The organism is Actinomyces sp. zg296 (genome assembly GCF_009829695.1).
In the GTDB taxonomy this organism is placed as follows: domain Bacteria; phylum Actinomycetota; class Actinomycetes; order Actinomycetales; family Actinomycetaceae; genus Actinomyces; species Actinomyces marmotae.
The window spans coordinates 158,640-184,896 of sequence record NZ_VWPG01000003.1 but is presented as its reverse complement, the minus strand read 5'-3'; the positions used below and the strand labels follow the sequence as shown (position 1 = coordinate 184,896).

Genomic DNA, 26,257 nt, shown 5'->3' with positions numbered 1-26,257 from the left:
GTGGAAGGGCCATGCGCGGCCCGTTCACCACGACTGCCAAGGAGAAGCAGATGACCAAGCGCAGCAAGGCCTACCGCGCCGCCGCTGAGAAGATCCAGTCCGGGATCCTCTACACCCCGGCCGAGGCCGTGAAGCTGGCCAAGGCCACGTCCGTGACGAAGTTCGACTCCACCGTGGACGTCGTCCTCCGCCTGGGCGTGGACCCCCGCAAGGCCGACCAGATGGTGCGTGGCACCGTGTCCCTGCCGCACGGTACGGGTAAGACCGCCCGCGTCATCGTCTTCGCCCAGGGCGAGCGGGCCGAGCAGGCCCTCGCCGCGGGCGCCGACGAGGTCGGCGGCGACGAGCTCATCGAGAAGGTCGCCAAGGGCTGGACGGACTTCGACGCCGCCGTCGCCACCCCGGACCTCATGGGCAAGGTCGGCCGCCTGGGCCGGGTGCTGGGCCCGCGCGGCCTCATGCCCAACCCCAAGACGGGCACCGTGACGATGGACGTGACCAAGGCCGTCACCGACATCAAGGGCGGCCGCATCGAGTTCCGTGTGGACCGCGCCGCGAACCTCAACTTCATCATCGGCAAGTCCTCGTTCACCGAGGCCCAGCTCGAGGACAACTTCAAGGCCGCCCTTGAGGAGGTCCTGCGCCTCAAGCCGTCGACGTCGAAGGGCCGCTACATCCTCAAGGCCACCATGGCCACGACGATGGGCCCCGGCATCCCGATGGATGTCACGAAGGCCTGACCGCCCGCGATCGCGTCCGACGGCGCCGCCCGCCCCACGCTGGGACGGGCGGCGCCGTCGTCATTCCCGCGCGGGCGCCTCCGGGGCGCCCCCGAGGCGGTGGCGGGTGAACCGGGGCAGTGAGCGATCACACCGCGCGCTGACCCCCTCCTGGCTTGCGCGGGGGCGCGGCCAGCGGGCAGAGTGTGACGTGCCAAAGACCGCAGGTCTCCCGCGCGAGCGGGACCAAGTCCGCCACGGGCGGGGCCGGCGCAGGTGAGACGAGACCGCTCCAGCATCGCTGGGCTGCGAGCCCCGTGCCCACCGGCGCGGGGCTTCTTCCGTGAAGGGCGCTGCGGCAGACCACGGAAGGAGGGCCCATGGCACGGCCTGACAAGGAAGCGGCTGTTGCCGAGATCGCGGACAAGTTCCGCGCCTCCGGCGCCGTGCTGCTGACTGAGTACCGCGGGATGAGCGTCGCCCAGCTGAAGACGCTGCGCCGCTCGCTCGCCGGTAACGCCGAGTACACCGTGGTGAAGAACACGCTTGCCGCGATCGCCGCCCGCCAGGTCGGCTTCGAGGCATTCGCGGAGGACCTCAAGGGCCCCACGGCCCTGACCTTCGTCACCGGTGAGCCGGTGGAGGCCGCGAAGGCCCTGCGTGACTTCGCCAAGGACAACAAGGAGCTCGTCATCAAGGGCGGTGTCATGGATGGCTCCGTGCTGTCCGCCGACGGCGTCGACAAGCTCGCATCTCTCGAATCCCGCGAGGTTCTGCTCGCCAAGGCCGCGGGCGCTATGAAGGCGTCCCTGTCCAAGGCCGCTTACCTCTTCGCCGCGCCGGCCTCCAAGGCCGTGCGCACCGTCGACGCCCTGCGCGACAAGCAGGAGGCCGCGGCCTGATCCAGGCCGCGCGCGTCATCCCCCATCCTGCCCGCGCAGGAACCACTTAACCAGGAAGGAACGCCCATCATGGCGAAGCTGACCACCGACGAGCTCATCGAGGCCTTCAAGGAGCTCACCCTCATCGAGTTGTCCGAGTTCGTCAAGGCCTTCGAGGAGACCTTCGACGTCACCGCCGCCGCCCCGGCCGCCGTGGCCGTGGCCGCCGCTCCCGGCGCTGCCGCCGCCGGTGGCGAGGCCGCTGAGGAGAAGACCGAGTTCGACGTCATCCTCGAGGCCGCTGGCGACAAGAAGATCCAGGTCATCAAGGAGGTGCGCGCCCTGACCTCCCTCGGCCTGAAGGAGGCCAAGGACCTCGTCGACGGCGCTCCGAAGCCCGTCCTCGAGGGCGCCAACAAGGAGGCCGCCGAGAAGGCCAAGGAGCAGCTCGAGGGCGCCGGCGCCACCGTCACCCTCAAGTGACCCCGTCCCCGGCGTCGGCGCTCGGCCTCGCGGCCTGAGCCGGCGCAGGGAGCCACTGATCATCCTGGGCCCCGACCACCGCGAGGTGGTCGGGGCCCAGGCGCGCGCGGGGCAGGAGGCGATCCCGCGATGAGCGCATGGGGCGCCACCGGGCCCGTCACCACGGGAGGGCTGTGGTCCCTGCTGCGCGTGGCCCCTGCCGCGCGGGGGCCGCCTCTCCTGGGCGGGTCTTAGATCCCGTTGATGACCGCGTTGAGAGTGGCGCTGGGGCGCATGACGGCGGCGGTGAGCTCGGCGTCGGGGTGGTAGTAGCCGCCGATGTCCACGGCGCCTCCCTGGACGGCGAGCATCTCGGACTGGATCGTGCCCATGACGGCCTCCAACTCCTCGGCGACGGGGCGGAAGGCGCCGGCCAACTCGGGGTCCTCAGACTGGGCGGCCAGGGCGCGCGCCCACTCCAGGGCGAGCCACGCGGAGGAGCCGCGGTTGTCGATCTGGCCGCGCTTGCGGCCCGGGGAGTGGTCGGCCTCCAGGAATGCGGTCGTGGCGGTGTCGAGGGCATCGGCGAGGAGGGCGGCGGCCGGCTTTCCGCCGCGGTCGGCCACATGGCGCAGGGCCTCGGCCAAGGCCAGGTACTCGCCCAGGGAGTCCCAGCGCAGGTGATTCTCCGCCAGCAGCTGGGCGACGTGCTTGGGGGCCGAGCCGCCCGCGCCCGTCTCGTACAGGCCCCCACCGCTCATGAGGGGCACCACTGAGAGCATCTTGGCGCTCGTGCCCAACTCCAGGATCGGGAAGAGATCGGTGTTGTAGTCGCGCAGGACGTTGCCGGTCACGGAGATCGTGTCCTCGCCCCGGCGCGCCCGCTCCAGGGATAGGCGCGTGGCCGCCACCGGGTCGAGGATGCGGATGTCGAGCCCGGCGCCATCCGCCGAGTCCTCCACGGGGGCGTCATCGCCGTCGGCCTTCTTCGCGCGCTCATCGGCGCCGTCGCCGCCCTCGGTCAGGGTCACGCCCTCCTCAGCCAGGTAGCGCGTGACGAGCGAGATGAGGACGGCGTCGTGGGCGCGCTCCGGGTCGAGCCAGAACACGGCGGGAGCCCCGGTGGCGCGGGCGCGGGCGATGGCCAGGCGCACCCAGTCGCGGATGGGGGCGTCCTGCGTCGCGCAGGCGCGCCAGATGTCCCCGGCCTCAACCTCGTGGGAGAGCAGCACGGTGCCGGGCTCCACCCCCGCCCCCTCGATCGCCGCCACCTCGACCTGCCCCGCGGCGTCCATGATGAAAGTCTTGTCGTGGCTCCCGTACTCCTCGGCCTTGCGGGCCATGAGCCCCACGTTGGGGACCGTGCCCATGGTGGTGGGGTCAAGGGCGCCATGGGCCTTGCAGTCCTCGATGACGGCCTCGTAGACGCCCGCGTAGGAGGAGTCGGGGATGACGGCGAGGGTGTCGCGCAGCTCGCCGTCGGCATCCCACAGGGTTCCCCCGCGGCGGATCATCGCCGGCATGGAGGCGTCGATGATGACATCGGAGGGCACATGGAGGTTGGTGATGCCCTTGTCCGAATCGACCATGGAGATCGTCGGGCCGTCGGCCAGCTCGGCGGTGATCGAATCGCGGATCGCCTCCCCGCCCTCCAGCCCATCGAGCCCGGCGAGGATCGAGGCGAGCCCGTCCTCGACCCGCAGCCCGGCGGCGGCGAGCGCGTCCCCGTGCTCGGCCAGCGTCCTCGGGATGACGGAGGCGACGGCGCGCCCGAAGATGACCGGGTCGGAGACCTTCATCATCGTGGCCTTGAGGTGGACCGACAGCAGCAGTCCCTCCTCCTTGGCGGCGGCCGCCTGCGCGGCCAGGAAGGAGTCGAGGGCGGTGGCGCTCATGCGCGTGGCGTCCACGACCTCGCCCGCCGTGACGGTCAGGTGGTCGCGCAGCACGCGGGGCTCGCCACCGCCCGCGGGCACGAAGCGGATCTCCAGGGCGCCGCCCTCGCTCACGATGACGCTGCGCTCGTTGTGCTTGAAGTCGCCCTCGTCCATGGTGGCCACGCGGGTGCGCGACTCAGGGGACCACTCACCCATGGAGTGCGGGTGGGAGCGGGCGTAGGCCTTGACGGAGGCGGGGGCGCGCCGGTCGGAGTTGCCCTGGCGTAGGACGGGGTTGACGGCGCTGCCCTTGATCGCGTCATAGGCGGCGCGGACCTCCTCCGCCAGGGGCGAGGCGGGGGCGTCCGGGTACTCGGGGATGTCGAAGCCCTGCCCCCGCAGCTCGGCGATCGCGGCCTTGAGCTGGGGCAGGGAGGCGGAGATGTTGGGGAGCTTGATGATCGTGGCGCTCGGGGAGGAGGTGAGGTCGCCCAGGCGGGCCAGGCCGTCGTCAGCCAGCCCGAAGGCCGCCAGGATGCGCCCCGCCAGGGAGATGTCGGCGACGCCAATGCTCACCCCCGCCGCGCGCGTGTAGGCCTCCACGATCGGCAGGAAGGAGGCCGAGGCCAGCATGGGGGCCTCATCCGTGCGGGTCCAGACGATGTCGGGCTCGGTGGCGGTGATCTGGTGGTCGGTCACTGGAACGGCTCCTCGGGGCGGCGTAGCGGCGGTGGACGTGGGATGGGGCGGTACGGGCCGGCACTGGACAGAGCCATCCGGCGCTGGACAGAGCCGGCCGGCACTGGACGGCGCCGTCCCGTGGGCGGGTTAGGCGGAGGCGCCCTCATAGCGCTGGCGCACCGCGGCCCTCGCGGCCTGGATCGCCTGGCGCTGCTCCCGCTTGTTCGCGGCGCGCCACGCCAGCGAGGGACGGCCGGCGCGGTCCACGCAGGCCAGCAGGAGGCCCGCGCCCAGCGCGCCCCGGCGCAGGAGCCCGGAGACGGCGTCAAGGCGCGCCTCCCTGCCCTTGACCGCCCACGCCGGGTGGTTGACGACGGCGAGCGGCACGTTGATCGCGGCCAGCACGGCGGCGCTCGTGCGCGGCGTGCGGCCAGTGGCCAGGCCCAGGCCCGCGGCGACGCTCACGGCGCCGAGGGCGCGGGTGGCCAGGGCGGCGTCGGAGTCCATGACCGGCGGGACGCCCACGCGCTCCAGGATGGGCGTTACCCGCCTCATCTTCTCGACGTGGCGCTTGGGGCGGGCGATCGCGTCGATGCCATCGACGACAAAGCTCGCGGCGAGCAGGGGACGGGCGACGGCGCGCAGAAGATCCATGCCCCTATCCTGGCCCACCTCGGCGGCGCGGGCCAGGCCCAGGGCTCCGCGAGTCCGCGCCGCGGTGGTTGCGCTGCTCATGACTGCTCCTGGCCGCTCGTGGTGGTGGCCTTCATGGCGCGGCGGATCGCGGCCCGGGTCGCGGTGATGGCGAGGCCCGTGGCCGCGGTGGCGGCCCCGACGACGACCGCCGCCCGCCGGGCGCGGCCGGCGCCTCCCCGCTGCTGGATCGCGCCGGCGATCCCGGCGCCGGTAAGCAGGAGCGAGGCGGTGGTGTGGCCGAGGCGCTGCGGTAGAGGCGCGTCGAGCGCGAGGTCGACGGCGCCCAGCGCGGTGGCCATGAGTGCGGCCAGCGCAATGGGCGCGATGGCCGCGCTCGACGTCGTCGGCACCGCCCGAGGTCGAGAGCGCGCCGTCGATGGGACCCGCCCGCTGGTGACGATGACGCCCGCGGCCGCTCCCACAGCGAGGGCGGCCGGCGCCAGGCTGAGCGCCCTCATTCCCGCCGGGCCCAGGCGCAGGTCATCGCCCAGGTCATCCGGGTTGATCCAGCCCGCCCTCGTCGCGAGGGCCCCGAGGTTGAGGTCCCAGCCGATGCCCCATGCGCGGGGAACGAGCACCGGGTCCGTCGGGGAGAAGTGGCGGGCGGAGCGCTCGCGCAGGCCTCGTGGATCGAGGGAGACGGGGATGCCGAGGACGCGGAGGGCTGAGGGGTCCCCGCCCGCGTCCCAGGAGGCCTCCTCCCACGCGGTGGGCTCCGTGGGCGTCGCGCGCTCCTTGGGGGCGCGGGTCTCGTCCGTACTCATCTTGGTTCTCCTTCCTCGCGCGTCCTCGTGCCGCGCGCCCTGGTTGTCGTTGCCGCGCTGTCCAGGAGGGCGGCCATGTCGCGGCTGAGCGCCAGCCAGACCCGTCGCTGGGCCGCCAGTCGCTCTCGACCGGCCTCTGTCAGCAGGTAGTAGCGCCGGGGTGGCCCACTGGGGGACTCCTGCCAGGTGGTCTCCACGACGCCGGCGGCGCGCAGGCGGGACAGGAGCGGGTAGACGGTTCCCTGGGGGGCGGTGAGCGTGGGCAGGGCGGAGAGTTCCTCGATGAGGGCGCCGCCGTAGATGCCGTCCGGCTCCGCGCGCTCGACCAGGGCCAGAACGGCGAGTTCGAGGGCTCCCTTGCGCAGTTGCGGCTCCGCGGCGCCAGCCGCGGTCCCCTTCGGGGCTCTTGCTGTTGCGGACATCTCCTTGCTCATCCCCTCCACCTCGCGTTCCCGGTCATGCCAAATATCTTGCACTACAAGGTACCTGGCGTCAACGGCTGTGGGGCTGGTTCAGGCTGATGCGGCTTGGTCATGCGTTCTGAGGCCGCGGAAACCGCCTCGCCCCGCCCTTGCACCCTCATCGTCGTCGTTCGAGGGCGCAAGGGCGGGGCGAGACGGTGTGTCGGGGGTGAGGCGCGCGACGCCGGAGCGGGAACAAGCGCGGTGCCGTCGTCGTTGGATGATGCGTGACTGTGATGATCGAGACGTCCGCACCGTCCAGCCCTGTGGCCCTGATGACGCCTGTTATCGCCTCTTTGACGGGTGGGGCCCCGCGCCGGCCCTCCCGCGCCGCGCGGCGCATCGCGCTAGGCTCGCCGGTGATGACCCACCAGCAGACCCAGCGCGGCGAGCGCTCCGCGAGCACGATCGACGACGAGGACCGCCTCACCGGCGAGTCCTCAGCCGCGCCGACTCCCGGGAGCGTCATCCTTGATGACGCCCAGGAGTTCGGCGACCACCGCGACACTCCTATGCGAGCTCCCGCCGACGAGGACGCCGAGGCCCGTGCCGCCCGATTCGAAGCCGAGGCCCTGCCCTACCTCGACCAGCTCTACGGCGCCGCCCTGCGCATGACGCGCAACCGCTCCGACGCCGAGGACCTCGTCCAGGACGCCTACGCCAAGGCCTTCGCCTCCTTCCACCAGTACCGCCCCGGCACCAACCTCAAGGCCTGGCTCTACCGGATCCTGACCAACACCTTCATCAACTCCTATCGCAAGAAGCAGCGCGAGCCCCTGCAGTCCGACGCTGACGCCGTCGAGGACTGGCAGCTCCACCGCGCCGCCTCCCACGATTCCGTCGGGCTGCCGAGCGCGGAGTCCCTCGCGCTGGACGACATGCCTGACGAGGAGATCAAGGCGGCCTTCAACGAGTTGACCGAGGAGAGGCGTCTAGCCGTCTACCTCGCCGACGTCGAGGGGTTCGCCTACAAGGAGATCGCCGAGATCATGGGCACCCCGATCGGCACCGTCATGTCCCGCCTGCACCGCGGGCGCCGCCAGTTGCGCGAGCTCCTGGCCGACCATGCCCGCCAGCTCGGCTACCTCCCCGGCGACGACGAGGAGGGCGAGTGATGGGCGCGCCCGACGCCAGCGCCGTCGCTCGTGGCGCCGCGACCGGTGAGGCCGGGAAGCCCGCGTCCTCGGAGGGCACCTGTGTCTCCTGTGAGGAGATGATCGCCCACCTCCAGGCCTTCCTCGACCATGAGTGCGAGCGCTCCGTCGCCGAGCGCCTGGCGCGGCACGTGGCCGACTGCGCGCACTGCGCGCAGATCGCCGACGCCGAGCAGCACCTGCGCGCCATCATCCGCTCGCGCTGCGCCGAGCAGGCGCCGCCCGAGCTCCGCGCCCGGGTCCTGGGGCGGCTCGCCGTCCTGCGCGGGACGAGCGGCGTCGCCTCCGTGTCGCGGACGACCTCAACCACCGTCTCCAGGGACGGCTCCCGGGTGACCGTCACCCGGACGAGTTCGATGCGCGTCGAGCGGGACTGAGGAGCCCGCGCCGGCTCGCGGTCCTCGCGGGCGCGCGCCCGGCCTGTGTCCAGGCGCACGCCGAAGGGGCCCCATCCGATTGGCCGGCCCTCGGCGCGGTGTGGGAGGATGGTGCGCGTTCCTTGCCCCCTCGTGGGGCAGATCTGACACGAGGAGGCAACCATGAGCAAGCGCGGTCGCAAGCGCAGGGCCCGGGCCAAGGGCGGGGCTAACCACGGCAAGCGCCCCAACGCCTGAGTCGGGCGGCAACGCCCCGAGCATCGAACGGCGGCGGCCGATCACATGGGTGATCGGCCGCCGCCGTGTCGCGCGGCCATCCTCTTGGGAGCCGCCGCGCCTCGGCCTTCGGCCAGAGCCTGCCTTACAATGTCTTGCGGAGGAGGTGCGCATGAGCGCGACATCGATCACCCTGCGCCTGGCGGCGGAGGAGAAAGCCATCATCCAGGATTACGCCTCGGCCTTCGGCCAGAGCCTGTCCGAGTTCATGAGGACCGCGGCTCTGGAGCGCATCGAGGATGAGACCGATCTCAAGACATGGCAGGAGGCGCGGGCGGAGCACGACGCTGATCCCGTGACGGTCACCGCCGATGCGATGGCGCGCAAGTACGCATGAACTACCGGCTCCTCTACTCCAAACGCGCGGACAAACAGCTCGCCAAGATGGATCGCGGAACAGCTCGCGTTATTGTCGCGTGGCTCAACAAGAATATCGACGGCGCCCAAGACCCCAGGGAGCGGGGGAAGGCGCTGAGCGGTGAGTTGAGCGGGGCGTGGAGGTATCGGATCGGTGACTACCGAGTGCTGTGCGACATCCGTGACGAGGAGTTGATCGTCCTGGCCATTGAGATCGGGCACCGTTCGGTGATCTACCGACGCTGATCCCGTGACGGTCACCGCCGATGCGATGGCGCGCGAGCGCGCATAAGTCATCGCCACATGCCATCCCCTCGCGCGTAGTGGAGCCGCCGGAGCCAGCCCGCCCTCCAGGCCTCCCCATGAGGGCGGTGCCCGCCTCGCGCCGTCGGAGGCCTCAGGCGGGGGCCTCAACCCCCAGCCACTCGTACCAGCCGCGGTGCAGCACGAGCCAGGCCATGAGCCCGTAGCCGGTCTGGGCCGGGTGCCCGGCGCCCCCGGCCACGTCCGTGAGCCACTGGTCGTGGTGGCGCAGCGGGTCGAAGACCTCCACGTAGGGCGTGGAGCGGCGCCGGCACACCTCGGCCGCCGCGTGCGACAGCGCCGCCGTCGCATCGGTGTCCGCGTGGGGGAGCGGCGGAGGGCCGACGACGAAGCAGGGCCGGTGCTCGCTGGAGGCCTTGTCGAGGATGTTGGCCAGGGCCAGGCGCGAGCGCGCTGCGGACATGCCCGCCAGCACATCCCCGACGCCGATGCCGATGACGAGCCGGTTGTCCCGGGTGTGGGTGGAGCGCGGCGCCACCTCGGCGTGCCAGCGCTCGGCGAGTTGGGCGAGGGTCTCCCCGGGGATCGCCAGGGTGGAGGGGAGCAGGTCAGCCTCGCGGGGCGTGCGCGCCAGGACACGGCCGGTCCAGCCCAGCGCCCGCGCATCGCCGTAGCCGGCGACGATCTCATCGCCGATGAAGTGGATCCTGTTGGCGTCGGCCGCTCCAGGGACGGCTGCTGCGCTCATTGACGGTCTCCTGTTCGTGCGGGAGTCCTCCCGATCAGTGGCCCCCAGTGGCCCCAGACTACCGATCCGGCCCTCCCGATCCCGGCGGCGCGCTGCGGGCGCGGCACCCGCGCGCCGGGGCCCGGGGGCGGGAAGGGCCCGGGAGGCGCGGGCCACCCCCCCGGCCACCCCTCCGCGCCCCGGGACCGGTGCCGTCAGGAGCGGTCGAACGCCTGGGCCACCAGCGTCTCCTGCTGGCGCTTGTACAGCCCCGCCGTGCCGGGCGCGGGGGAGGCCGCCGCCGGGCGCGACACGCAGTGGGCCGCGCCGTCGTCAAGGCCGCCCCGATGGCCCGCGGGCCAGAGGCGCCGGGCCAGCCCGGCGGGGGCGGCGAGGGCGAGGAAGGGCCAGACCCCCAGGTTCCTCGGCTCGTCCTGCACCCAGACGACCTCCGCGCCCCGGAAGGGCGCCAGAGCCGCCTCGATCGCCTCGCCGTCGAGCGGGTAGAGCTGCTCCAGGCGCACGATCGCCGTGGAGGCGTCCCCGCGCCGCTCCCTCTCAGCCATGAGGTCGTAGTAGACCCTGCCCGAGCACAGGAGCACCCGGTCCACGCCGCCCCCGCGCGAGATCGCCGCATCGACCTCCCCGATCACCGGCTGGAAGGAGCCGGAGGTGAGGGCCTCCACCGGGCTCGTGGCGGCCTTGAGGCGCAGCAACTGCTTGGGAGTGAACACGATGAGCGGGCGGCGCGGCCGGGAGTAGGCCTGCTCGCGCAGCAGGTGGAAGTGGTTGGCCGGGGTCGACGGCATCACCACGCGCATGTTCTCCTGCGCGCACATCTGCAGGTAGCGCTCGATGCGCGCCGAGGAGTGGTCCGGCCCCTGGCCCTCCTGCCCGTGGGGCAGGAGCATGACCAGGCCCGAGCGTTGACCCCACTTCTGGGACGCGGAGGTGACGTACTCGTCGATGACCGACTGCGCCCCGTTGGCGAAGTCCCCGAACTGGGCCTCCCACAGCGTCAGCCCCTCGGGCCGCTCCACGGAGTAGCCGTACTCGAAGGCCAAGGTCGCGTACTCGCTGAGCAGGGAGTCGTAGATCTCCAGGGGCGCCTGGCCGGGGGTGAGGAAGTCCAGGGGAGTCCACTCCGCGCCCGTGCTGTGGTCGTGCAGGACGGCGTGCCGCTGGGCGAAGGTGGCTCGGCGCGCGTCCTCCCCGGCCAGGCGCACCGGCACGCCCTCCATGAGCAGTGAGCCCAGGGCGATGAGCTCGGCGAAGGCCCAGTCGATGCCGCCGGCGCGGCTGGCGGCCTGGCGGCGGCGCAGCATCGGCTCCAGCCTGGGGTGGACGGTGAAGGTCTCGGGCCAGGCCACCTGGGCGTCCCCGATGCGCTCGATGACGCCCGGCTCGACGGCGCTCCTCCAGCCGATCATCATGCCCGCTCCGGCCTCCTGGGAGGCTGGGACCCCCAGGCCGCCGGGGAATCGGCCCACCGTCGTCGGGTCGGCCAGCGAGGCGTCCTCGCCCACGGGCGCCGCCGCCGGGCCGGCCTCGGGCCCGCCCGGCGCCTGGGCGCGCGTGGAGGCGAAGATCCGCTCCAGCTCGTCGTGGAAGGAGGACTCGATCCGCTCGGCCTGCTCGGCGGTGATCTCCCCGCGCCCCAGCAGGTCGGTGGTGTAGACGGCGCGCGTGGAGGGCAGCGAGTCGATGAGCCGGTACATGACCGGCTGAGTCATCGAGGGGTCGTCGCCCTCGTTGTGCCCGCGGCGCCGGTAGCAGATGAGGTCGATGATGACGTCCTTGTGGAAGGCCGCCCGGTACTCGTAGGCGTGGCGCACCGCGCGGGCCACCATCTCAGGGTCATTGGCGTTGATGTGGAAGATCGGCACTTGCAGGCCCTTGGCCAGGTCCGTGGCGTAGTTGGTGGACCGCGCCGAGGCCGCCCCCGTGGTGAAGCCGATCTGGTTGTTGACGATGATGTGCACCGTCCCGCCGACGCGGTAGGCGGGCAGCTGGCTCATGTTGAGGGTCTCGTAGACCACGCCCTGGCCCGCGAAGGCCGCGTCGCCGTGCACGAGCACCGGCATGACCGTGTACCCGCGCTCGCCCAGGCCGATCCGGTCCTGCTTGGCGCGCGTGATCCCCTCGACGACGCCGTCGACCGTCTCCAGGTGGGAAGGGTTGGCGGCCAGCGACACCCGGGTGCTCACGCCGTCGGTGCCCGAGAAGACCCCCTCCGTGCCCAGGTGGTATTTCACGTCCCCGGTGCCCGCCCCCACGATGACGCCGTTGCCCTCGAACTCGTCGAAGACCTGGCCGTAGGACTTGCCTGCGATGCTGGTCAGCACGTTGAGGCGCCCGCGGTGCGCCATGCCGATGACCACCTCGTCCAGGCCGTCGTGGGCGGCGGCGTCCAGGAGGCGGTCGAGAGCCACGATGAGGGACTCCCCGCCCTCGAGGCTGAAGCGCTTCTGCCCGACATACTTCGTCTGCAGGAAGGTCTCGAAGGCCTCCGCCTGGACGAGCTTGGCCAGGATCCGGCGGCGCTCGTCGGCGCTCATCGGCGCGCGGGGGCCCTCGAGCCGCTCCTGCCACCACGCCCGCTGGGCCGGGTCCTGGATGTGCATGTACTCGATGCCGGCGGTGCCGCAGTAGGCCTCGCGCAGCAGGGACAGGATCTCGCGCAGCGTGGCCCGCCCGGCCCCTCCCACCCCCCGGGTGGGGAAGGAGCGGTCCAGGTCCCACAGGCTCAGCCCATAGGAGGTCAGGTCCAGGTCCGGGTGGTGGCGCTGGCGGTAGGTCAGCGGGTCGGTGTCCGCGGCGAGGTGCCCGCGCTGGCGGAAGGCGTGGATGAGCTCGGCCACCCGCGCGGGCTTGCCGGTCTCGAGCTCGGGGTCGTAGGTGGTGTCGCGCTGCCAGGCGACCGGCTCGTGCGGGACGCGCATCGAGGTGAAGGCGCGGTCCCAGAAGCCGTCGAGGCCCATGAGCTTGCGCTCCACCAGGCGCAGGAACTCCCCGCTCGCGGCTCCCTGGATGACCCGGTGGTCGTAGGTGGATGTCAGGGTGAGGACCTTGCCGATACCCTGCCTGGCCAGGGTCTCCTCGCTCGCCCCGGCGAAGGCCGCCGGGTAGGCCATCGAGCCCACGCCCACGATGAGCCCCTGGCCGCTCATGAGCCGGGGCACCGAGTGCAGCGTGCCGATCATGCCGGGGTTGGTGAGCGTGACCGTGGTGCCGGCGAAGTCCTCGACGCCCAGCCCCCCGGCGCGCGCCCTGCGCACCAACTCCTCATAGGCGGCGATGAACCCGGCCAGGTCCATCAGGTCCGCCTCCTTGATGGAGGGCACGAGCAGCCGCCGCTCGCCCTTGGACGACGGCGCGTCGATCGCCAGCCCGAAAGCCACGTGCGCGGGGGAGCGCAGGGTGGGGCGGCCATCGTCGTCGAGCCGGTAGGAGACGTTCATCGCCGGCATCTCCGCCAGCGCCTCCACCACGGCCCAGCCGATGAGGTGGGTGAAGGAGGCCTTGCCGCCCCGTGTGCGCGCCAGGTGGGCGTTAATGATCGCCCGGTTCTCGATGAGGACCTTGGCCGGCACGGCGCGGGCCGATGTCGCCGTGGGGATCGCCAGCGAGGCCTCCATGTTCTTGGCCGTCCGGGCCGCCGCCCCCTTGAGGCGGATGTCGGTGTCCGCGGCGGGGACCTCCTGTGGGGAGCGGGGGCAGGCCGCCAGGCGCTGGGCGTAGGGGGAGGTCGGCGGCTCCGTGCTCGACGGTGGGGCCGGGGGCAGGTCCGAGCGCGTGACGTCATGCAGCGCCCCGTACGCCTCCGGCCCGGGCCCGCCGACGGGGCCCGTCGCCTCGAAGAACTCGCGCCACGGCGCGCTCACCGAGGAGGCGTCGGCCAGCCAGGCCTCGCGCTTCTCCTCCACCATCCACTCGTTGGCGCCGAAGTCTGCGGTCTGCGGGGTGGTCACGGCTCATCTCTCCTGATAGCGGGGACGGCGGTGCCGGGCCGTGATGCGCGGAGCACCGGCGCCCGGGCGCTGGCCCAAGTCTACGGGCACATGAGGCCTGGCTCCCGGGAAACGGCGGGCGAGCCGGGATCGCACCGGCGCGCGACGCGGCTGACGGGGAGGGAGAGAGCCGTCCCCCGGCCCCGCCCGGGCGAGCCCCGGGCGCGGTGGTAGCGTGCGGCCCACCACCATAGGAAAGGGGAGACGTGCGCGACGCGCTCATGATCCTTGTCGGCATCCTCCTGACCGCGGGCACAGCGGTCTTCGTCGCCGGGGAGTTCTCCCTCGTCGCCCTCGACCCCTCCACCGTTGAGACGCGCGCCGCCGCGGGCGACCGCCGCGCCGAGCGGGTGCGGCTGGCCCTGGGGCGCCTGTCCACGCTCCTGTCCGGGGCGCAGGTGGGCATCACGCTGACCACGATCCTGCTGGGCTACACGATGCAGGACGCCCTGGCCAACATCCTCGACGGGCTCCTGTCGGGCTGGGTGGCCCAGTCCGTGGCCGCCGGCGCCGCCGTCACCCTGGCCCTCGTCCTGGTCAACGCCTTCTCCATGATCGTCGGCGAGCTTATCCCCAAGAACGCCACCCTGTCCGACCCCCTGCGCGCTGCGGGGCTGGTCACCCCGTTCCTGTCCGGCTTCACCACGATCCTGTCCCCGGTGATCCGTGTCCTGAACGCCACGGCGAACATCGTCCTGCGTCGGCTGGGCATCACCCCCGCCGAGGAACTCAGCGGCGCCCGCTCGGCCGGCGAGCTCGCCGCCCTCGTGCGCCACAGCGCCAAGGAGGGCGCGCTGGACGCCTCCACCGCCACGCTGCTCACCCGCTCCATCCTGGTGGCCGAGCTGAGCGCTGTCGACGTCATGACCGACCGCGGCCGCCTCCACACGCTGCCCGCGCGCGCCACCGCCGCCGATGTCGTCGACCTGGCCCGCGCCACCGGCCACTCCCGCTTCCCCGTCACCGGTGACGACGTCGACGACATTCAGGGCATCGTCCACCTGCGGCGCGCCATCGGCGTTCCCCACGCCAAGCGGGCCGAGGTGCCCGTGACCTCCTCCTCGCTCATGACGCCCGCCCCGCGCGTGCCCGAGACCATGCCCCTGGCCTCCCTGCTCGTCGAGCTGCGCGCCCAGGGCGTCCAGATGGCCGTCGTCGTCGATGAGTACGGCGGCACCGCCGGGGTGGTCACCCTCGAGGACGCCGTCGAGGAGATTGTGGGCGATGTCGCCGACGAGCACGACCGGCGCCGAGGTGGCGCGCACCTGGAGGCCTCCGGCGACTGGATCGTCCCTGGCTGGATGCGCCCCGACGAGCTCGCCACCCGCGCGGGCGTCCACGTCCCCGACGACGGCCCCTACGAGACGCTCGGCGGCCTGGTCATGACCGAACTCGCCCGCATCCCCGCCATCGGGGACCGCCTGGCCCTGCCGCGGGCCGAGCTTATCGTCGAGGCCATGGAGGGGCGGCGCATCACCCGCTTGCGCGTGCGCCCCGTGGGGGCGGCCGGCGCCTCCGGGGCGGGCGAGGATCCCGCTGAGGGGGGAGCGCGCGCATGAGCGCCCCCGTCGCCCTCGCCATCGCCGTCGCCCTCCTGGTGGGCAACGCCTTCTTCGTCGGCGCCGAGTTCGCCGTCACCTCCTCCCGCCGCGCCGCCCTGGAGCCCCTGGCCGAGGCCGGCGACGCCCGCGCCCGCACCGCCCTGTGGGCCCTTGAGCACGTCTCTGCCATGCTCGCCACCGCCCAGCTCGGCGTCACCCTGTGCTCCACGGGACTGGGCGTCATCGCCGAGCCTGCCCTGGCCCACCTGCTCGCCGGGCCTCTGCTCGCCGTCGGCGTGGGGGAGTCCGGCGCTCACGCGGCCGCCGTCGTCGCGGCCCTCGTCATCGTCGTGTTCCTGCACGTCGTCGCCGGTGAGATGGTCCCCAAGAACCTCTCCATCGCCGCTCCCGAATCCGCCGTGCGCTGGCTCGCCCCGCCGCTCGTGGCCCTCTCCCGGCTGGTCGGGCCCGTTATCGCCGGGCTCAACGGGATCGCCAACGGGGTGCTGCGCGCGCTCGGCATGGAGCCGCGCGACGAGGTGTCCGCCGTCTACACCGTCGAGGAGGTCGCCGCGATCGTCGAGCGCTCCACCGCCGAGGGTGTCCTCGACGACGACTCCGGCTTGCTGAGCTCCACGATCGAGTTCTCCGAGGAGACCGCGCGCTCGGCCATGGTGCCCCTCGGCGAGCTCGTCACCCTGCCCCTGGACTGCACCCCGGAGGACGTCGAGCGCCAGGTCGCCTCCACCGGGTTCTCCCGCTTCCCGATCACCCGGGCGGGCGGGCCCGACGGCGCCGCGGCCGCCCGCGAGGACGGCGCCGAACTGATCATCACCGGATACATCCACCTCAAGGACATCCTGGGGGCCGATGAGCGCGAGCGCCGCGAGCCCGTGCCCGCCTGGCGCTCGCGGGCGCTCGTGCCGGTGCGAGCCGACGACGAGGTCGAGGACGTGCTCGCCGCCATGCAGCGCACCGGGGCGCACCTCGGGCGCGTGCTCGAGCCCGTCGGGCAGGGGCGCGGTGAGCGGACCATCGGTGTGGTCTTCCTGGAGGACATCCTCGAGGAGCTCGTCGGCGAGGTGAACGACGCCATGCAGCGCGAGGAGCACCAGCGCAGGGACCGGGATTGACCGCGGCCCAACGCCGCTGAGGATGAGTCAGCGCCCTCCTGAAGCGGTGACGACCTGCCCGGATCCGCTGCGTGCCGCAGCCCATGTGGCGCTCGCGGCGTCGGCTCGCTAAGGTGAAAGAGGCCGAGTTGATCGTCGGCCCGACCCGACCCCTGCCTCCCCGGTGGTGACCGAGGAAGTTCCCGGAACGATCTGGAGAATCCCAGCGTGAACCAGCCTCCTCTGACCCGCCGCCAGCGCCGTGATGCGGAGCGGGCCGCCCGGGCCGCGCTCGCGGCGCCTGGGAGCGGTCAGGCCGAGGGTGCCGTCCCCGGTGCGGATGGACTCGGCGGCGCAGTGATGGAGCCCCCCTCACGTGTGCCGGCGGCGCTGGCCAGCGTCCCCACCCTCAGCGCCGCCGGGTCGAGCGCGCCCCGTCGCGCCGCATCGGCGCCCCAGGCCCCGGCCACCCGCTGCGAGCGCCTCCGGCAGGAGCGTCGCCGGGCCGAGCGGGAGGCCGCGAGCAGCGCGCCCAGTACCGCCAGCGCCCTCCATGCCGCGCGCGCCGCCGGCGCTGCCACCCAGTTCCCCGACTCGCCCCTGTACGCCAGCGCGATCGAGCGTTTTGCCGCGCAGCCCGAGCCCGCGGCGCCTCGGGCGTATCCCCCCTCGCCCGCCCCCCGGGATCCCGAGCGCTGGGAGCGCCGGGGCAAGGCCGAGGGCCCGATCTGGCGGCCGCTGTCGGCCGGGGAGGACGCCCCCGCGATGGTCGCGCGCGAAGACGCCCTCGGGCTCGACGCGCTCAAGCCCTTCGGCGAGCCCCCCGCTCAGGATGGGGGCACCGCCGCGCCCGCGGGCCCCGCGTCGGGCTCGCGCCGCGGCTTCGACGGGCCCACGGTGGAGATCCCATCCTCCGAGCAGCCCACCGACACCGGCTTCGAGGCCCCTGGGGGCCTGGAGGACGCTGACGCCATCGTCCCGCCGGCGCGCGCTCGTCGCCGCACCCTGCTCGGCACCACGAGCAGGGTCGCCGTTCTCGCCGTGCTCGCCGTTGTCACTGTCGTCGCGCCCCTCGAGGCCCGCGTGCTGGACAATGGGGTCGGGTCCTCCTCCGCGGCGGCCTCCGCCTACCTGGGTGTCGCGGCCGGCACGCCGTCCTCCGTGTCAGCCGGCGTGCTGGGCTCCGACGCCGACCTCGGGCCCGGCACGGACGCCGAGCTCTCCAACGCCCCCGACGCCGCGACCCTGGCCCGCATCCGCGAGGCCTACGAGAACGCGGCGGTGACCTGCGCCCAGCGCTCCGGCGCCTCCGGGAACACCAGCGCCTTCACCAAGACTCCCGAGCTCTTCTACCCGATGGTCGCGGGGACCTACGAGCTGTCCTCCGACTACGGCTACCGCATCCACCCGACCCTGGGCTTCCAGAAGCTCCACGCGGGGCAGGACATGGCCGCCCCGGTGGGCACACCCATCTACGCGATCGCCTCGGGAACCGTGGTCGAGGCCGGCATGGTGGACGGCACCGGCACCGTCACCATCGAGCACCGCATCAACGGCACCACTTGGTACTCCTCCTACCTGCACATGTACGCGGACGGGATCTACGTCAAGAAGGGCGACACTGTCGAGGCCGGCAAGCTCATCGCCGGCGTGGGCTCTACCGGCTACTCCACCGGCCCGCACCTCCACTTCGAGATCCGCACCAAGAACGACGTGGCGGACTCCTCCACCGTCAACCCGTGGACCTGGCTCAAGGAGAACAAGGCCGTAGCGCTCACCACGGACTGCTCGTGACGCCTGCTCCGGGGCGCCGCTGCGCCGTCATCGCCCACCGGGGCGGGGGAGGCGAGGCCCCGGAGAACACCTGGTTGTCCCTGGAGCGCACGGTCCGGCTCGGGCTGGAGTGGATGGAGACGGATCTGCGCGCCACCGCCGACGGCGTCGTCGTCCTCTCGCACGACCCGGGCCTGGAGCGCACCACGGGCGATCCCCGGATGATCGAGGAGCTGCGCTGGGCCGACCTGGCCACTGTCGACGCCGGTGACGGGCGCCCGCCCGTGCGCCTCGACGAGGCCCTTGAGGCCCACCCGGGCCTGGGCCTCAACGCCGACCTCAAGGACGACCGCGTCGTCGAGGCGGCGATCGCCGTGGTGAGGGGGGCTGGCGCGCTGGAGCGGGTGCGCTTCTCCTCGTTCTCCTCGCGCCGGCTCGGCCGCGCCCGGGCCCTGGAGCCCACCATTCGCTCCTCCCTGGGGATGCGGGACATCGCCGCGCTGCTCCTGTCCGCCGAGGCGTCCCTTCCCAGGCGCCTGCTGCGGCGTGCGGTCCTCGACCGCCTCTCCCGCGGCGGCCGGGTCGACGCGGCCCAGGTGCCCACGGCGCACTGGGGCGTGCCCGTGGTCACCCGGCGTCTCATCGCCGCCGCCCATGCCGCGGGCATGGAGGTCCACGTGTGGACCGTCGACGAGTCGGAGGAGATGCGGCGCCTGGCGGGCCTCGGCGTGGACGCGATCATCACCGACCGTCCCGCCCTGGCCCTCCACTCCCTAAGAGCGAGACCGGTCGAAAACAGCGCCGAGACCGGTCGAAAATAAGAGCGAGACCGGTTCACTCTCCACTGGCGGGGCGCTCGGCCCCGCGTGAGAGCGCCTGTGGTCCCGCGCTCGGGCGCCACGGGGCGAATTCGTCACCACTCGGCGTCATTTCCCAGGTGCTTCCCAGTTCAACAGGGGGTGTGCTCCCAGGTCCGGCGGGTTACATAGTGACTGCCGCCGAACGGTGCGAGGCGCGAGGGTTGGGGAACCCGGTGACCGCTTCGCATCGAGATCGGTGCGGGTCTTAGGGAGCCCGTTCCGTTCGCTTCGGTGAAGGAGGACCGCTCCTCCCTTGTCATGGGAACCGGGGGAGTCGAGCGGCCTCGTGAGCGAAGGGCCCGTGGGCCCGGGTGAGAGCCCGGTCCCACGGGCCCTCGACTCTTCCGTCGGCCGTCGCCATGCCCGGCCGCGCTGAGCGGGGCGACGACGACGGAGCCCCCGCCGACGTCGCGCCGGGCGGGGGCTCGGTGGTGCCCCGGACAGGATTCGAACCTGCGACCTTCTGCTCCGGAGGCAGACGCTCTATCCACTGAGCTACCGGGGCCCGCTGCGCGACTGTACCAGTGCCCGGCCCAGGGGGGAAACCGGCGGGCGGTTCGCGGCCCTCCCGCCCCGCCGGTCGGGAGCCGGGCGCCCACGAGCTCGGGTCCCGCCCCCGCCCGGATCCCGCCCCCGCTCGGGTCCCGGTCCCGCCCGGGGCGCCCCGGCCCGGGTCCGGTACTCTTGCGGCCGTGACCCCAGAAGAGCTCGCCGCAGCAATCCGCACAGTCCTCGCCTCCGCCGTCGACGACGGCTCCCTGGCCCTCGCCCCGGAGGACATCGGGCTCCCCAAGGTCGAGCGCCCGCGCAACCGCGACCACGGCGACTGGGCCACCAATGTCGCCATGCAGCTGGCCAAGCGGGCCGGGACCAGCCCCCGCGTCCTCGCCGAGCTCCTCGCCCCCCGCATCGAGGCCCTCGACGGCGTCGCCTCCGCCGAGGTCGCCGGCCCCGGCTTCCTCAACATCCGCCTCGACGCCGCCTCCGCCGGCGAGCTCGCCCGCGTGATCGTCACCGCGGGCGAGGCCTACGGCCGCAACGAGACGCTGGCCGGCCAGCACATCAACCTCGAGTACGTCTCCGCCAACCCCACCGGCCCGGTGCACCTCGGCGGCGCTCGCTGGGCCGCCGTGGGGGACTCCCTCGCCCGTATCCTCGCCGCCTGCGGGGCCGGCATCACCCGCGAGTACTACTTCAACGACCACGGGACCCAGATCGACCGCTTCGCCCGCTCCCTGCTGGCCGCGGCCCGCGGCCAGGAGACCCCGGAGGACGGCTATGGCGGCGCCTACATCGGCGAGATCGCCGAGAAGGTCACCCGCTCCGAGGTCGCCGCCGGCCGCCCCGAGCCCGCCAGCCTGCCCGACGCCGAGGCCACCGAGGTCTTCCGCGCCCGCGGGGTGGACCTCATGTTCGACTCCATCAAGGCCGAGCTCCACGCCTTCCGCTCCGACTTCGACGTCTTCTTCCATGAGGACTCCCTGCACGCCTCCGGCGCCGTGGACCGCGCCATTGAGCGCCTGCGCTCCCGCGGCGTCATCGACGACCACGACGGCGCCGTCTGGCTGCGCACCACCGATTTCGGCGACGACAAGGACCGCGTCCTGATCAAGTCCGATGGCAACGCCGCCTACTTCGCCGCGGACCTGGCCTACTACCTGGACAAGCGCGAGCGCGGCGCCGACTGCGCCGTCTACCTGCTCGGCGCGGACCATCACGGCTACATCGGCCGCATGATGGCCATGTGCGCGGCCTTCGGGGACACTCCCCAGGTCAACATGCAGATCCTCATCGGCCAGCTCGTCAACCTCGTGAGCGATGGGCAGCCGGTGCGCATGTCCAAGCGCGCCGGCACGATCGTCACCCTGGAGGACCTCGTCGACGCCGTCGGCGTGGACGCCGCCCGCTACGCCCTGACTCGCTCGTCCATGGACTCGATGATCGACATCGACCTGGACCTGCTGGCCTCCTCCTCTAACGACAACCCGGTCTACTACGTCCAGTACGCCCACGCCCGCACTCGCAATGTGGCTCGCAACGCCGCCGAGCACGGGGTCACGCGGGAGGCTGGCTTCGATCCCGCCGCCCTCGACGATCCCGCCGACGCCGCGCTCCTGGGCGCGCTCGCCCAGTACCCGGCGGTGGTTGCCCAGGCGGCCGAGTTGCGCGAGCAGCACCGCGTGGCGCGCTACCTGGAGTCCCTCGCGGCCGCCTACCACACCTGGTACGGCGCCACCCGCGTCACCCCGCGGGGGGATGACGCCATCACCCCCGGCCACGTCGCCCGGCTGTGGCTCAACGACGCCGTCAGCCAGGTCCTGGCGAATGGGCTGGGACTGCTGGGGGTCAGCGCTCCTGAGAGGATGTGAGCATGACGCCGATGAGCAGCGGGAGCAGCACCGGGGGCACTGGGGGCGCCGAGGCGTTGGTCCCCAGCGGCGAGCGGCCCCTGGGCGCGCTGGCCTGCCCCGAGCCCGCCGAGCGCCCCGACCTGTGGCCCACCACGGCCCACCGCGGCGACGACGGCCAGTTGGTGATCGGCGGGCGCTCAGTGTCCGAGATCCTCGCCAGCGCCCCCACCCCCGTCTACGTCCTCGATGAGGCCGATATGCGCGGGCGCGCGCGCGTGTGGGCCACCGCCATGGCCGAGGAATTCTGGCCGGGCTACGGCATGAATGGCGGCGACGCCTTCTACGCCGGCAAGGCCTTCCTCACCACTCGCGTGGCCCGGTGGATGCTCTCCGACGGCCTCGGCATCGACACCGCCTCGCGCGTCGAGTTGGCCATCGGCCTGGCGGCCCTGAGCGGGGAGGGGGACGACTCTGAGTCCTTCCCACCCTCGCGCCTGGGCCTGCACGGCAATGGCAAGACCGCCGCCGAGGTCGCCGCGGCCGTCCAGGAGCGCCTCGGGCACCTCGTCGTCGACTCCCCCGAGGAGATCGCCCACGCGGCTGAGGCCGTGCGCCGCCTGCGCGCCGAGGGCATCTACGGCCCCGATGAGCGCGCCGGGCTCATGGTGCGCCTGACCACTGGCATCCACGCCGGCGGGCACGAGTTCATCTCCACGGCCCACGAGGACCAGAAGTTCGGCCTGTCGGTCCACACCGGCGCCGCCCGCGCCGCCATCGACGCGATCATCGCCGCGCCCGAGCTCGAGTTGCGCGGCCTGCACTCCCACATCGGCTCCCAGATCACCGACCCCGCGGGCTTCGAGGCCGCCGCCGAGGCGGTCCTGCGCCTGCGCCACGAGGTCGCGGCCGACACTGGTGTGCTGTGCGAAGAGATCGACCTGGGTGGCGGCCTCGGCATCGCCTACACCGGTGCCGACGCCCCCGCCCCCTCACCCGCGGCTCTCGCCCGCGCGCTGGCCGCCGTGGTGCGCCGACTGTGCGACGAGCTCGGCGACGCCGTCCCCCATGTGTCAGTGGAGCCCGGCCGCTCCATCGCCGGCCCCGCCCAGGTCACCCTCTACACGGTGACCGGCCTCAAGCGCGTCGAGCTGGGGCAGGGCACGAGCCGCCTCTACGTGAGCGTCGACGGCGGCATGAGCGACAACCTGCGCCCGGCCCTCTACGGCGCCGACTACACCGCGCTGCTGGCGGGCCGCCGCCCCGACCCCGCCGTCGGCCTCGTGCGCTCCCGCCTGGTCGGCAAGCACTGCGAGAGCGGGGACATCGTCGTTCGCGACGTCGACCTGCCCGCGGACCTCGTCATCGGCGACGTGCTCGCCGTGCCCGCCACCGGCGCCTACGGGCGCTCCATGGCCATGAACTACAACCTCTTCACCCGCCCGGGCGTGGCCTGGGTGGCGGGGGGCGAGCAGGGCTGGGTCCTGCGCCCTGAGACGGTCGAGGACCTCCTGCGCCTGGAGGGCTGAGCCCTCCGCGGGGTTGGGCTCGCCGCGGGGTTGGGCCCGCCGTCGGCCCCGCCTGCCCGCCGGTCGGGACGAGCGCCGCGGGGCCGGTGCCCCTATGCTGGACCGGACCGGCTCGTCGTCGCCCCAGGCGCCCAGCGGCCCCACCGCTCGGACGCCGCCGCGTGCTCCGCGACCCTCCGACGGCGCGCCCACCCAGCCCCGGCGCTCGCGCGCCCTGAGAACCAGGTGGTCAGACGTGACTGAGAATCCCCAGCGCCCAGCGGCGCGCGCCCTCACCGTCGGTGTCCTCGGCGCCGGCACCGTCGGAAGCCAGGTCATCCGCCTGCTCGGCGAGCAGGCCGACGACTTCGCCGCCCGCTCCGGCGCCCGTCTGGAGATCACGGGCGTCGCCGTGCGCGACGTGAACGCCCCGCGTGACACCGACATCCCCCGCGAGCTCCTCACCGACGACGCCACCGCCGTGGCCACCGGCAACGACCTCGTCATCGAGCTCATCGGCGGCATCGAGCCAGCCCGCACGCTCATCCTGGCGGCCTTCAAGGCCGGCGCCTCCGTCATCACCGGCAACAAGGCCCTCATCGCCGCCCACGGCCCCGAGCTCTACGCCGCCGCCGCGGCCGCCGGCACCGACTTCTACTACGAGGCGGCCGTCGCCGGCGCCATCCCCGTGGTCTACGCCCTGCGCGAGTCCATGGCCGGGGACCGCGTCACCAGCGTGCTCGGCATCGTCAACGGCACCACCAACTACATCCTCGACGAGATGAGCACCAAGGGCCTCGGCTTCGAGGAGGCCCTCGCGGCCGCCCAGGCCCTCGGATACGCCGAGGCGGACCCCACCGCCGATGTCGATGGCCTCGACGCCGCCGCCAAGTGCGCCATCATCGCCTCACTCGCCTTCCACACGAGGGTGGGCATCAATGACGTCGACGTCACCGGCATCCGCTCCATCACCGCCGACGACATCCGCGAGGCCCATGCCTCGGGCTGCGTCCTCAAGCTCCTGGCCGTCGCCCAGCGCCGCGAGGACGATCACGCCAACGGCGTCTCCGTGCGCGTCCACCCCGCCCTCGTCCCCGCGGACCACCCCCTGGCCGGCGTCCACGGCGCCTTCAACGCCGTGCTCGTCGAGGCGGAGTCCGCCGGCCGCCTCATGTTCTACGGGCAGGGCGCGGGCGGGGCGCCCACCGCCTCCGCCGTGCTCTCCGACGTCGTCGCCGCCGCCTTCCACCGCGTCGGCGGGGGGCAGGCGCCCCGCGAGCTCGCCTACGCCGACCTGCCGATCCTCGGCCCCGAGTCGGCGCTGACCCGCTACCAGATCCAGTTGCGCGCCGTGGACGCCCCCGGAACGCTCGCCGCGATCATGCAGGCCATGGCCGACCATGGCATCTCCATCAACTCCGTGCGCCAGGCCTCCTACGTCTCCGACGGCGTCGATCCCCTCGTCACGATTGTCACCCACCCGGCCGCCGTCCTCCACCTCGACCGGGCGGTCGATGCGCTGCGCGGCATGGAGCAGGTCCGCGAGGTCATCTCCGTCCTGCGCGTCGAGGGGGAGTGACGGTGCGCATCGCCCATGAGGAGGCGCAGGTCCGCGTCCCCGCGACCACCGCGAACATGGGGCCGGGCTTCGACTCCTTCGGCATGGCCTTCCGCTACTACGACGAGGTCAGCGTCCGCCCCATCATCGGCGCCACGAGCGTGCGCGTAGAGGGCGTGGGTCAGGGCGTCGTCCCCACCGATGACGACAACCTCGTCGTGCGGGCCCTGCGCGCCGGGCTCGAGGCCGCCGGCGCCCCCCAGGCCGGGTTCGAGATGCGCTGCGTCAACCGCATCCCCCACGGCGGGGGGCTCGGCTCCTCGGCGTGCGCCGCCGTCGCCGGCCTCATGCTCGCCCGAGGCCTGCTCTCAGACCCCCAGGCCCTGCCCCTTGACGCCGTCTTCTCCCTGGCCACGCGCTTCGAAGGGCATCCGGATAACGTCGCCCCCGCCGTCTACGGCGGCGCCACGGTGGCCTGGATCGAGGCGGACGGGACCCCCCGCTCCGCCCCCATGCCCGTGGACGGCTCCCTGCCGGTGACGATCCTCGTGCCGCCCCCGGCCACGCGCCTGTCCACCGAGGAGGCCCGCCGGGTCCTGCCGGACTCGGTGCCCCGAGCTGACGCGCTGTTCAACACCTCCCGGGCCGCGGTCCTCATGCTGGCCCTCGCCGGTCGCCCCGACCTGCTCATGGCGGGCACTGAGGACCGTCTCCACCAGGAGTACCGCCGCGACGTCCTGCCCGGCTCCATGGCCGTCATGGACTCCCTGCGCGAGCAGGGCTACCCCGCGGTCATCTCGGGGGCCGGTCCCACCGTGCTGGTCCTGGCGCGCCTGGCCGACCAGACCCGCTTCACCCTGGAGCAGCACGGCTGGCAGGTGCTGACCCCCGGCATCGACACCCAGGGCGCCCGCCTCCTGTGAGCGACCCCGCGGCCGACCGAACTCAGGCCCCCACCCCCCTCTCACCGAGACCGGTCGAAAACTGCGTCGAGACCGGTTGCGCCCCGGCGCCCGGGGGAGGGGAGGCGGCCTCGCGCGGTCCCGGGCCAGGGGGAGCCGCCTCCCGCGCGGGAGAGGCCGCCGGCGCCGTCATCGTCCTCGTCCTCGGCCTGCTCCTGGGAGCGCTCGTCCTCACCGGGCGCAGCCACCACTACGTCCAGCCGCTGCTCACCCCCGCGCTCGGCCTGACCGCCGCCCTCCTCCTCGCCCTCGCGGCCTGGAGCCTCTGGGCGCTGCGCGGCTCGCGACGGCGGGGCTGCGGCGCCCACCGCCCGCGGGCGGCCTCCTGGCTCCTCCTCCTGCCCGCCGTCCTGGCCGCCGCCTCACCCGCGCCGCTGGGAAGCGCCCTGCTCGCATCCACCGCCGTGGGCGGGGGAAGAGCGGCAGCCGCCCACGGCGAGGCCGGTGGCGCGGTGGCCGTCGACGCCTGGACCGGTGAGCGCATCGACCTAGCCGCGCGCGCCGCCCGGCGCGGCACGGCACTGCCCGCCCTCGACCCCGGCGCGGACAACCCGCTCACCTTGGCCGAGCTCGGCCAGTACTGGGACTCGGCACGCCGCGGGGAGCTCCTCGGCGAGCGCGTGACCGTGATCGGGTTCGCCGCCCCCGATGGGGAGGGCGGCTGGGTCCTGGGCCGCTTCCAGATCATCTGCTGCGCCGCCGACGCCGTCCCCTACCAGGTGGGGCTGCGCGCCGGTGGCGGAACGGTCCCCGGCGCCGACGTCGGCGGCCTGCGCGCCGACCGCTGGTACGAGGTGGTCGGCACCGTTGTCGGGGCCGCAGGCGGGCCCGCGATCGACGTCGAGCGCCTCCGCGAGATCCCCCAGCCCAAGGAGCCCTACCTGTGAGC

General features: G+C 73.2%; 23 protein-coding genes and 1 tRNA gene. 17 read left to right on the top strand and 7 right to left on the bottom strand.

The window, feature by feature from the left end:
* The first annotated feature begins 50 nt into the window (after positions 1-50).
* From rplA to rplL, 3 genes are all read left to right on the top strand, one after another.
* Positions 51-740: a 50S ribosomal protein L1 gene (rplA, locus tag GVV76_RS03095; protein ID WP_159522236.1), complete on the top strand. Its 690-nt coding sequence runs from the start codon at positions 51-53 to the stop codon at positions 738-740.
* Between the two features lie 359 nt (positions 741-1,099).
* Complete coding sequence (rplJ, locus tag GVV76_RS03090; RefSeq protein ID WP_159522238.1) at positions 1,100-1,621, top strand: 50S ribosomal protein L10; 522 nt, start codon at positions 1,100-1,102, stop codon at positions 1,619-1,621.
* A gap of 69 nt (positions 1,622-1,690) precedes the next feature.
* On the top strand, positions 1,691-2,083 hold the full coding sequence (gene rplL / locus GVV76_RS03085) for a 50S ribosomal protein L7/L12 (RefSeq protein ID WP_073451464.1): 393 nt from the start codon (positions 1,691-1,693) through the stop codon (positions 2,081-2,083).
* A 230-nt stretch (positions 2,084-2,313) separates the two neighbouring features.
* On the opposite strand, the gene GVV76_RS03080 is transcribed toward rplL, so the two are convergent.
* From GVV76_RS03080 to GVV76_RS03065, 4 genes are all read right to left on the bottom strand, one after another.
* A complete protein-coding gene (locus GVV76_RS03080; RefSeq protein ID WP_159624895.1) occupies positions 2,314-4,638 on the bottom strand; it encodes an NADP-dependent isocitrate dehydrogenase in 2,325 nt (774 codons plus the stop codon).
* Positions 4,639-4,767: 129 nt separating this feature from the next.
* The gene (locus tag GVV76_RS03075; RefSeq protein WP_159625141.1) at positions 4,768-5,274 is read right to left on the bottom strand and encodes a DoxX family membrane protein; all 507 of its coding nucleotides are present in this window, start codon (positions 5,272-5,274) and stop codon (positions 4,768-4,770) included.
* Between the two features lie 77 nt (positions 5,275-5,351).
* Positions 5,352-6,080 (bottom strand): hypothetical protein, encoded by a 729-nt coding sequence (locus GVV76_RS03070; protein ID WP_159624893.1) that lies wholly within the window; start codon positions 6,078-6,080, stop codon positions 5,352-5,354.
* On the bottom strand, positions 6,077-6,514 hold the full coding sequence (locus GVV76_RS03065; protein ID WP_159624891.1) for a PadR family transcriptional regulator: 438 nt from the start codon (positions 6,512-6,514) through the stop codon (positions 6,077-6,079). The genes GVV76_RS03070 and GVV76_RS03065 overlap by 4 nt, the downstream gene beginning before the upstream one ends.
* Positions 6,515-7,053: 539 nt before the next feature.
* On the opposite strand from GVV76_RS03065, the gene GVV76_RS03060 reads away from it, so the two are divergent.
* The 5 genes from GVV76_RS03060 to GVV76_RS03045 all read left to right on the top strand — a co-directional run bounded on the left by GVV76_RS03060 (position 7,054) and on the right by GVV76_RS03045 (position 8,951).
* Entirely contained in the window at positions 7,054-7,656 is a 603-nt protein-coding gene (locus GVV76_RS03060) for a sigma-70 family RNA polymerase sigma factor (RefSeq protein ID WP_175994136.1), read from the top strand.
* A complete protein-coding gene (rsrA, locus tag GVV76_RS03055; RefSeq protein ID WP_159522250.1) occupies positions 7,656-8,072 on the top strand; it encodes a mycothiol system anti-sigma-R factor in 417 nt (138 codons plus the stop codon). Before GVV76_RS03060 ends, rsrA begins: the two co-directional genes overlap by 1 nt.
* Before the next feature lie 162 nt (positions 8,073-8,234).
* Complete coding sequence (locus GVV76_RS10695) at positions 8,235-8,309, top strand: 50S ribosomal protein bL37 (RefSeq protein ID WP_370427841.1); 75 nt, start codon at positions 8,235-8,237, stop codon at positions 8,307-8,309.
* A gap of 151 nt (positions 8,310-8,460) precedes the next feature.
* A complete protein-coding gene (gene relB / locus GVV76_RS03050; protein WP_159522252.1) occupies positions 8,461-8,685 on the top strand; it encodes a type II toxin-antitoxin system RelB family antitoxin in 225 nt (74 codons plus the stop codon).
* Positions 8,682-8,951: a type II toxin-antitoxin system RelE family toxin gene (locus GVV76_RS03045; protein WP_159522254.1), complete on the top strand. Its 270-nt coding sequence runs from the start codon at positions 8,682-8,684 to the stop codon at positions 8,949-8,951. Before relB ends, GVV76_RS03045 begins: the two co-directional genes overlap by 4 nt.
* Before the next feature lie 151 nt (positions 8,952-9,102).
* Here the strand turns inward: GVV76_RS03045 and GVV76_RS03040 are convergent, their stop codons facing one another.
* Complete coding sequence (locus tag GVV76_RS03040) at positions 9,103-9,717, bottom strand: GDSL-type esterase/lipase family protein (RefSeq protein WP_159522256.1); 615 nt, start codon at positions 9,715-9,717, stop codon at positions 9,103-9,105.
* A gap of 194 nt (positions 9,718-9,911) precedes the next feature.
* Entirely contained in the window at positions 9,912-13,625 is a 3,714-nt protein-coding gene (locus GVV76_RS03035) for a multifunctional oxoglutarate decarboxylase/oxoglutarate dehydrogenase thiamine pyrophosphate-binding subunit/dihydrolipoyllysine-residue succinyltransferase subunit (protein WP_235904936.1), read from the bottom strand.
* Between the two features lie 287 nt (positions 13,626-13,912).
* Between GVV76_RS03035 and GVV76_RS03030 the strand changes: the two genes are divergently transcribed.
* From GVV76_RS03030 to GVV76_RS03015, 4 genes are all read left to right on the top strand, one after another.
* A complete protein-coding gene (locus GVV76_RS03030) occupies positions 13,913-15,265 on the top strand; it encodes a hemolysin family protein (protein WP_175994056.1) in 1,353 nt (450 codons plus the stop codon).
* The gene (locus GVV76_RS03025) at positions 15,262-16,380 is read left to right on the top strand and encodes a hemolysin family protein (RefSeq protein WP_159522260.1); all 1,119 of its coding nucleotides are present in this window, start codon (positions 15,262-15,264) and stop codon (positions 16,378-16,380) included. The genes GVV76_RS03030 and GVV76_RS03025 overlap by 4 nt, the downstream gene beginning before the upstream one ends.
* A gap of 207 nt (positions 16,381-16,587) precedes the next feature.
* Complete coding sequence (locus tag GVV76_RS10650) at positions 16,588-18,153, top strand: peptidoglycan DD-metalloendopeptidase family protein (RefSeq protein WP_328703555.1); 1,566 nt, start codon at positions 16,588-16,590, stop codon at positions 18,151-18,153.
* The gene (locus GVV76_RS03015; protein WP_159624887.1) at positions 18,150-18,953 is read left to right on the top strand and encodes a glycerophosphodiester phosphodiesterase; all 804 of its coding nucleotides are present in this window, start codon (positions 18,150-18,152) and stop codon (positions 18,951-18,953) included. The genes GVV76_RS10650 and GVV76_RS03015 overlap by 4 nt, the downstream gene beginning before the upstream one ends.
* Positions 18,954-19,421: 468 nt before the next feature.
* Here the strand turns inward: GVV76_RS03015 and GVV76_RS03010 are convergent.
* Positions 19,422-19,497, bottom strand: a tRNA-Arg gene (locus GVV76_RS03010).
* Positions 19,498-19,684: 187 nt separating this feature from the next.
* On the opposite strand from GVV76_RS03010, the gene argS reads away from it, so the two are divergent.
* The 5 genes from argS to GVV76_RS02985 all read left to right on the top strand — a co-directional run bounded on the left by argS (position 19,685) and on the right by GVV76_RS02985 (position 26,255).
* Positions 19,685-21,361 carry an arginine--tRNA ligase gene (gene argS, locus GVV76_RS03005; RefSeq protein WP_159522268.1) on the top strand — a complete coding sequence of 559 codons (1,677 nt, stop codon included), beginning with the start codon at positions 19,685-19,687 and terminating at the stop codon, positions 21,359-21,361.
* A gap of 2 nt (positions 21,362-21,363) precedes the next feature.
* Entirely contained in the window at positions 21,364-22,869 is a 1,506-nt protein-coding gene (gene lysA / locus GVV76_RS03000) for a diaminopimelate decarboxylase (RefSeq protein WP_235904912.1), read from the top strand.
* A 235-nt stretch (positions 22,870-23,104) separates the two neighbouring features.
* Positions 23,105-24,427, top strand: coding sequence for a homoserine dehydrogenase (locus GVV76_RS02995; RefSeq protein WP_159522270.1), 1,323 nt, complete (start codon positions 23,105-23,107; stop codon positions 24,425-24,427).
* A gap of 2 nt (positions 24,428-24,429) precedes the next feature.
* The gene (gene thrB, locus GVV76_RS02990; RefSeq protein WP_159624885.1) at positions 24,430-25,329 is read left to right on the top strand and encodes a homoserine kinase; all 900 of its coding nucleotides are present in this window, start codon (positions 24,430-24,432) and stop codon (positions 25,327-25,329) included.
* Positions 25,326-26,255, top strand: coding sequence for a TIGR03943 family putative permease subunit (locus GVV76_RS02985; protein WP_159624883.1), 930 nt, complete (start codon positions 25,326-25,328; stop codon positions 26,253-26,255). Before thrB ends, GVV76_RS02985 begins: the two co-directional genes overlap by 4 nt.
* Positions 26,256-26,257 lie beyond the last annotated feature (2 nt).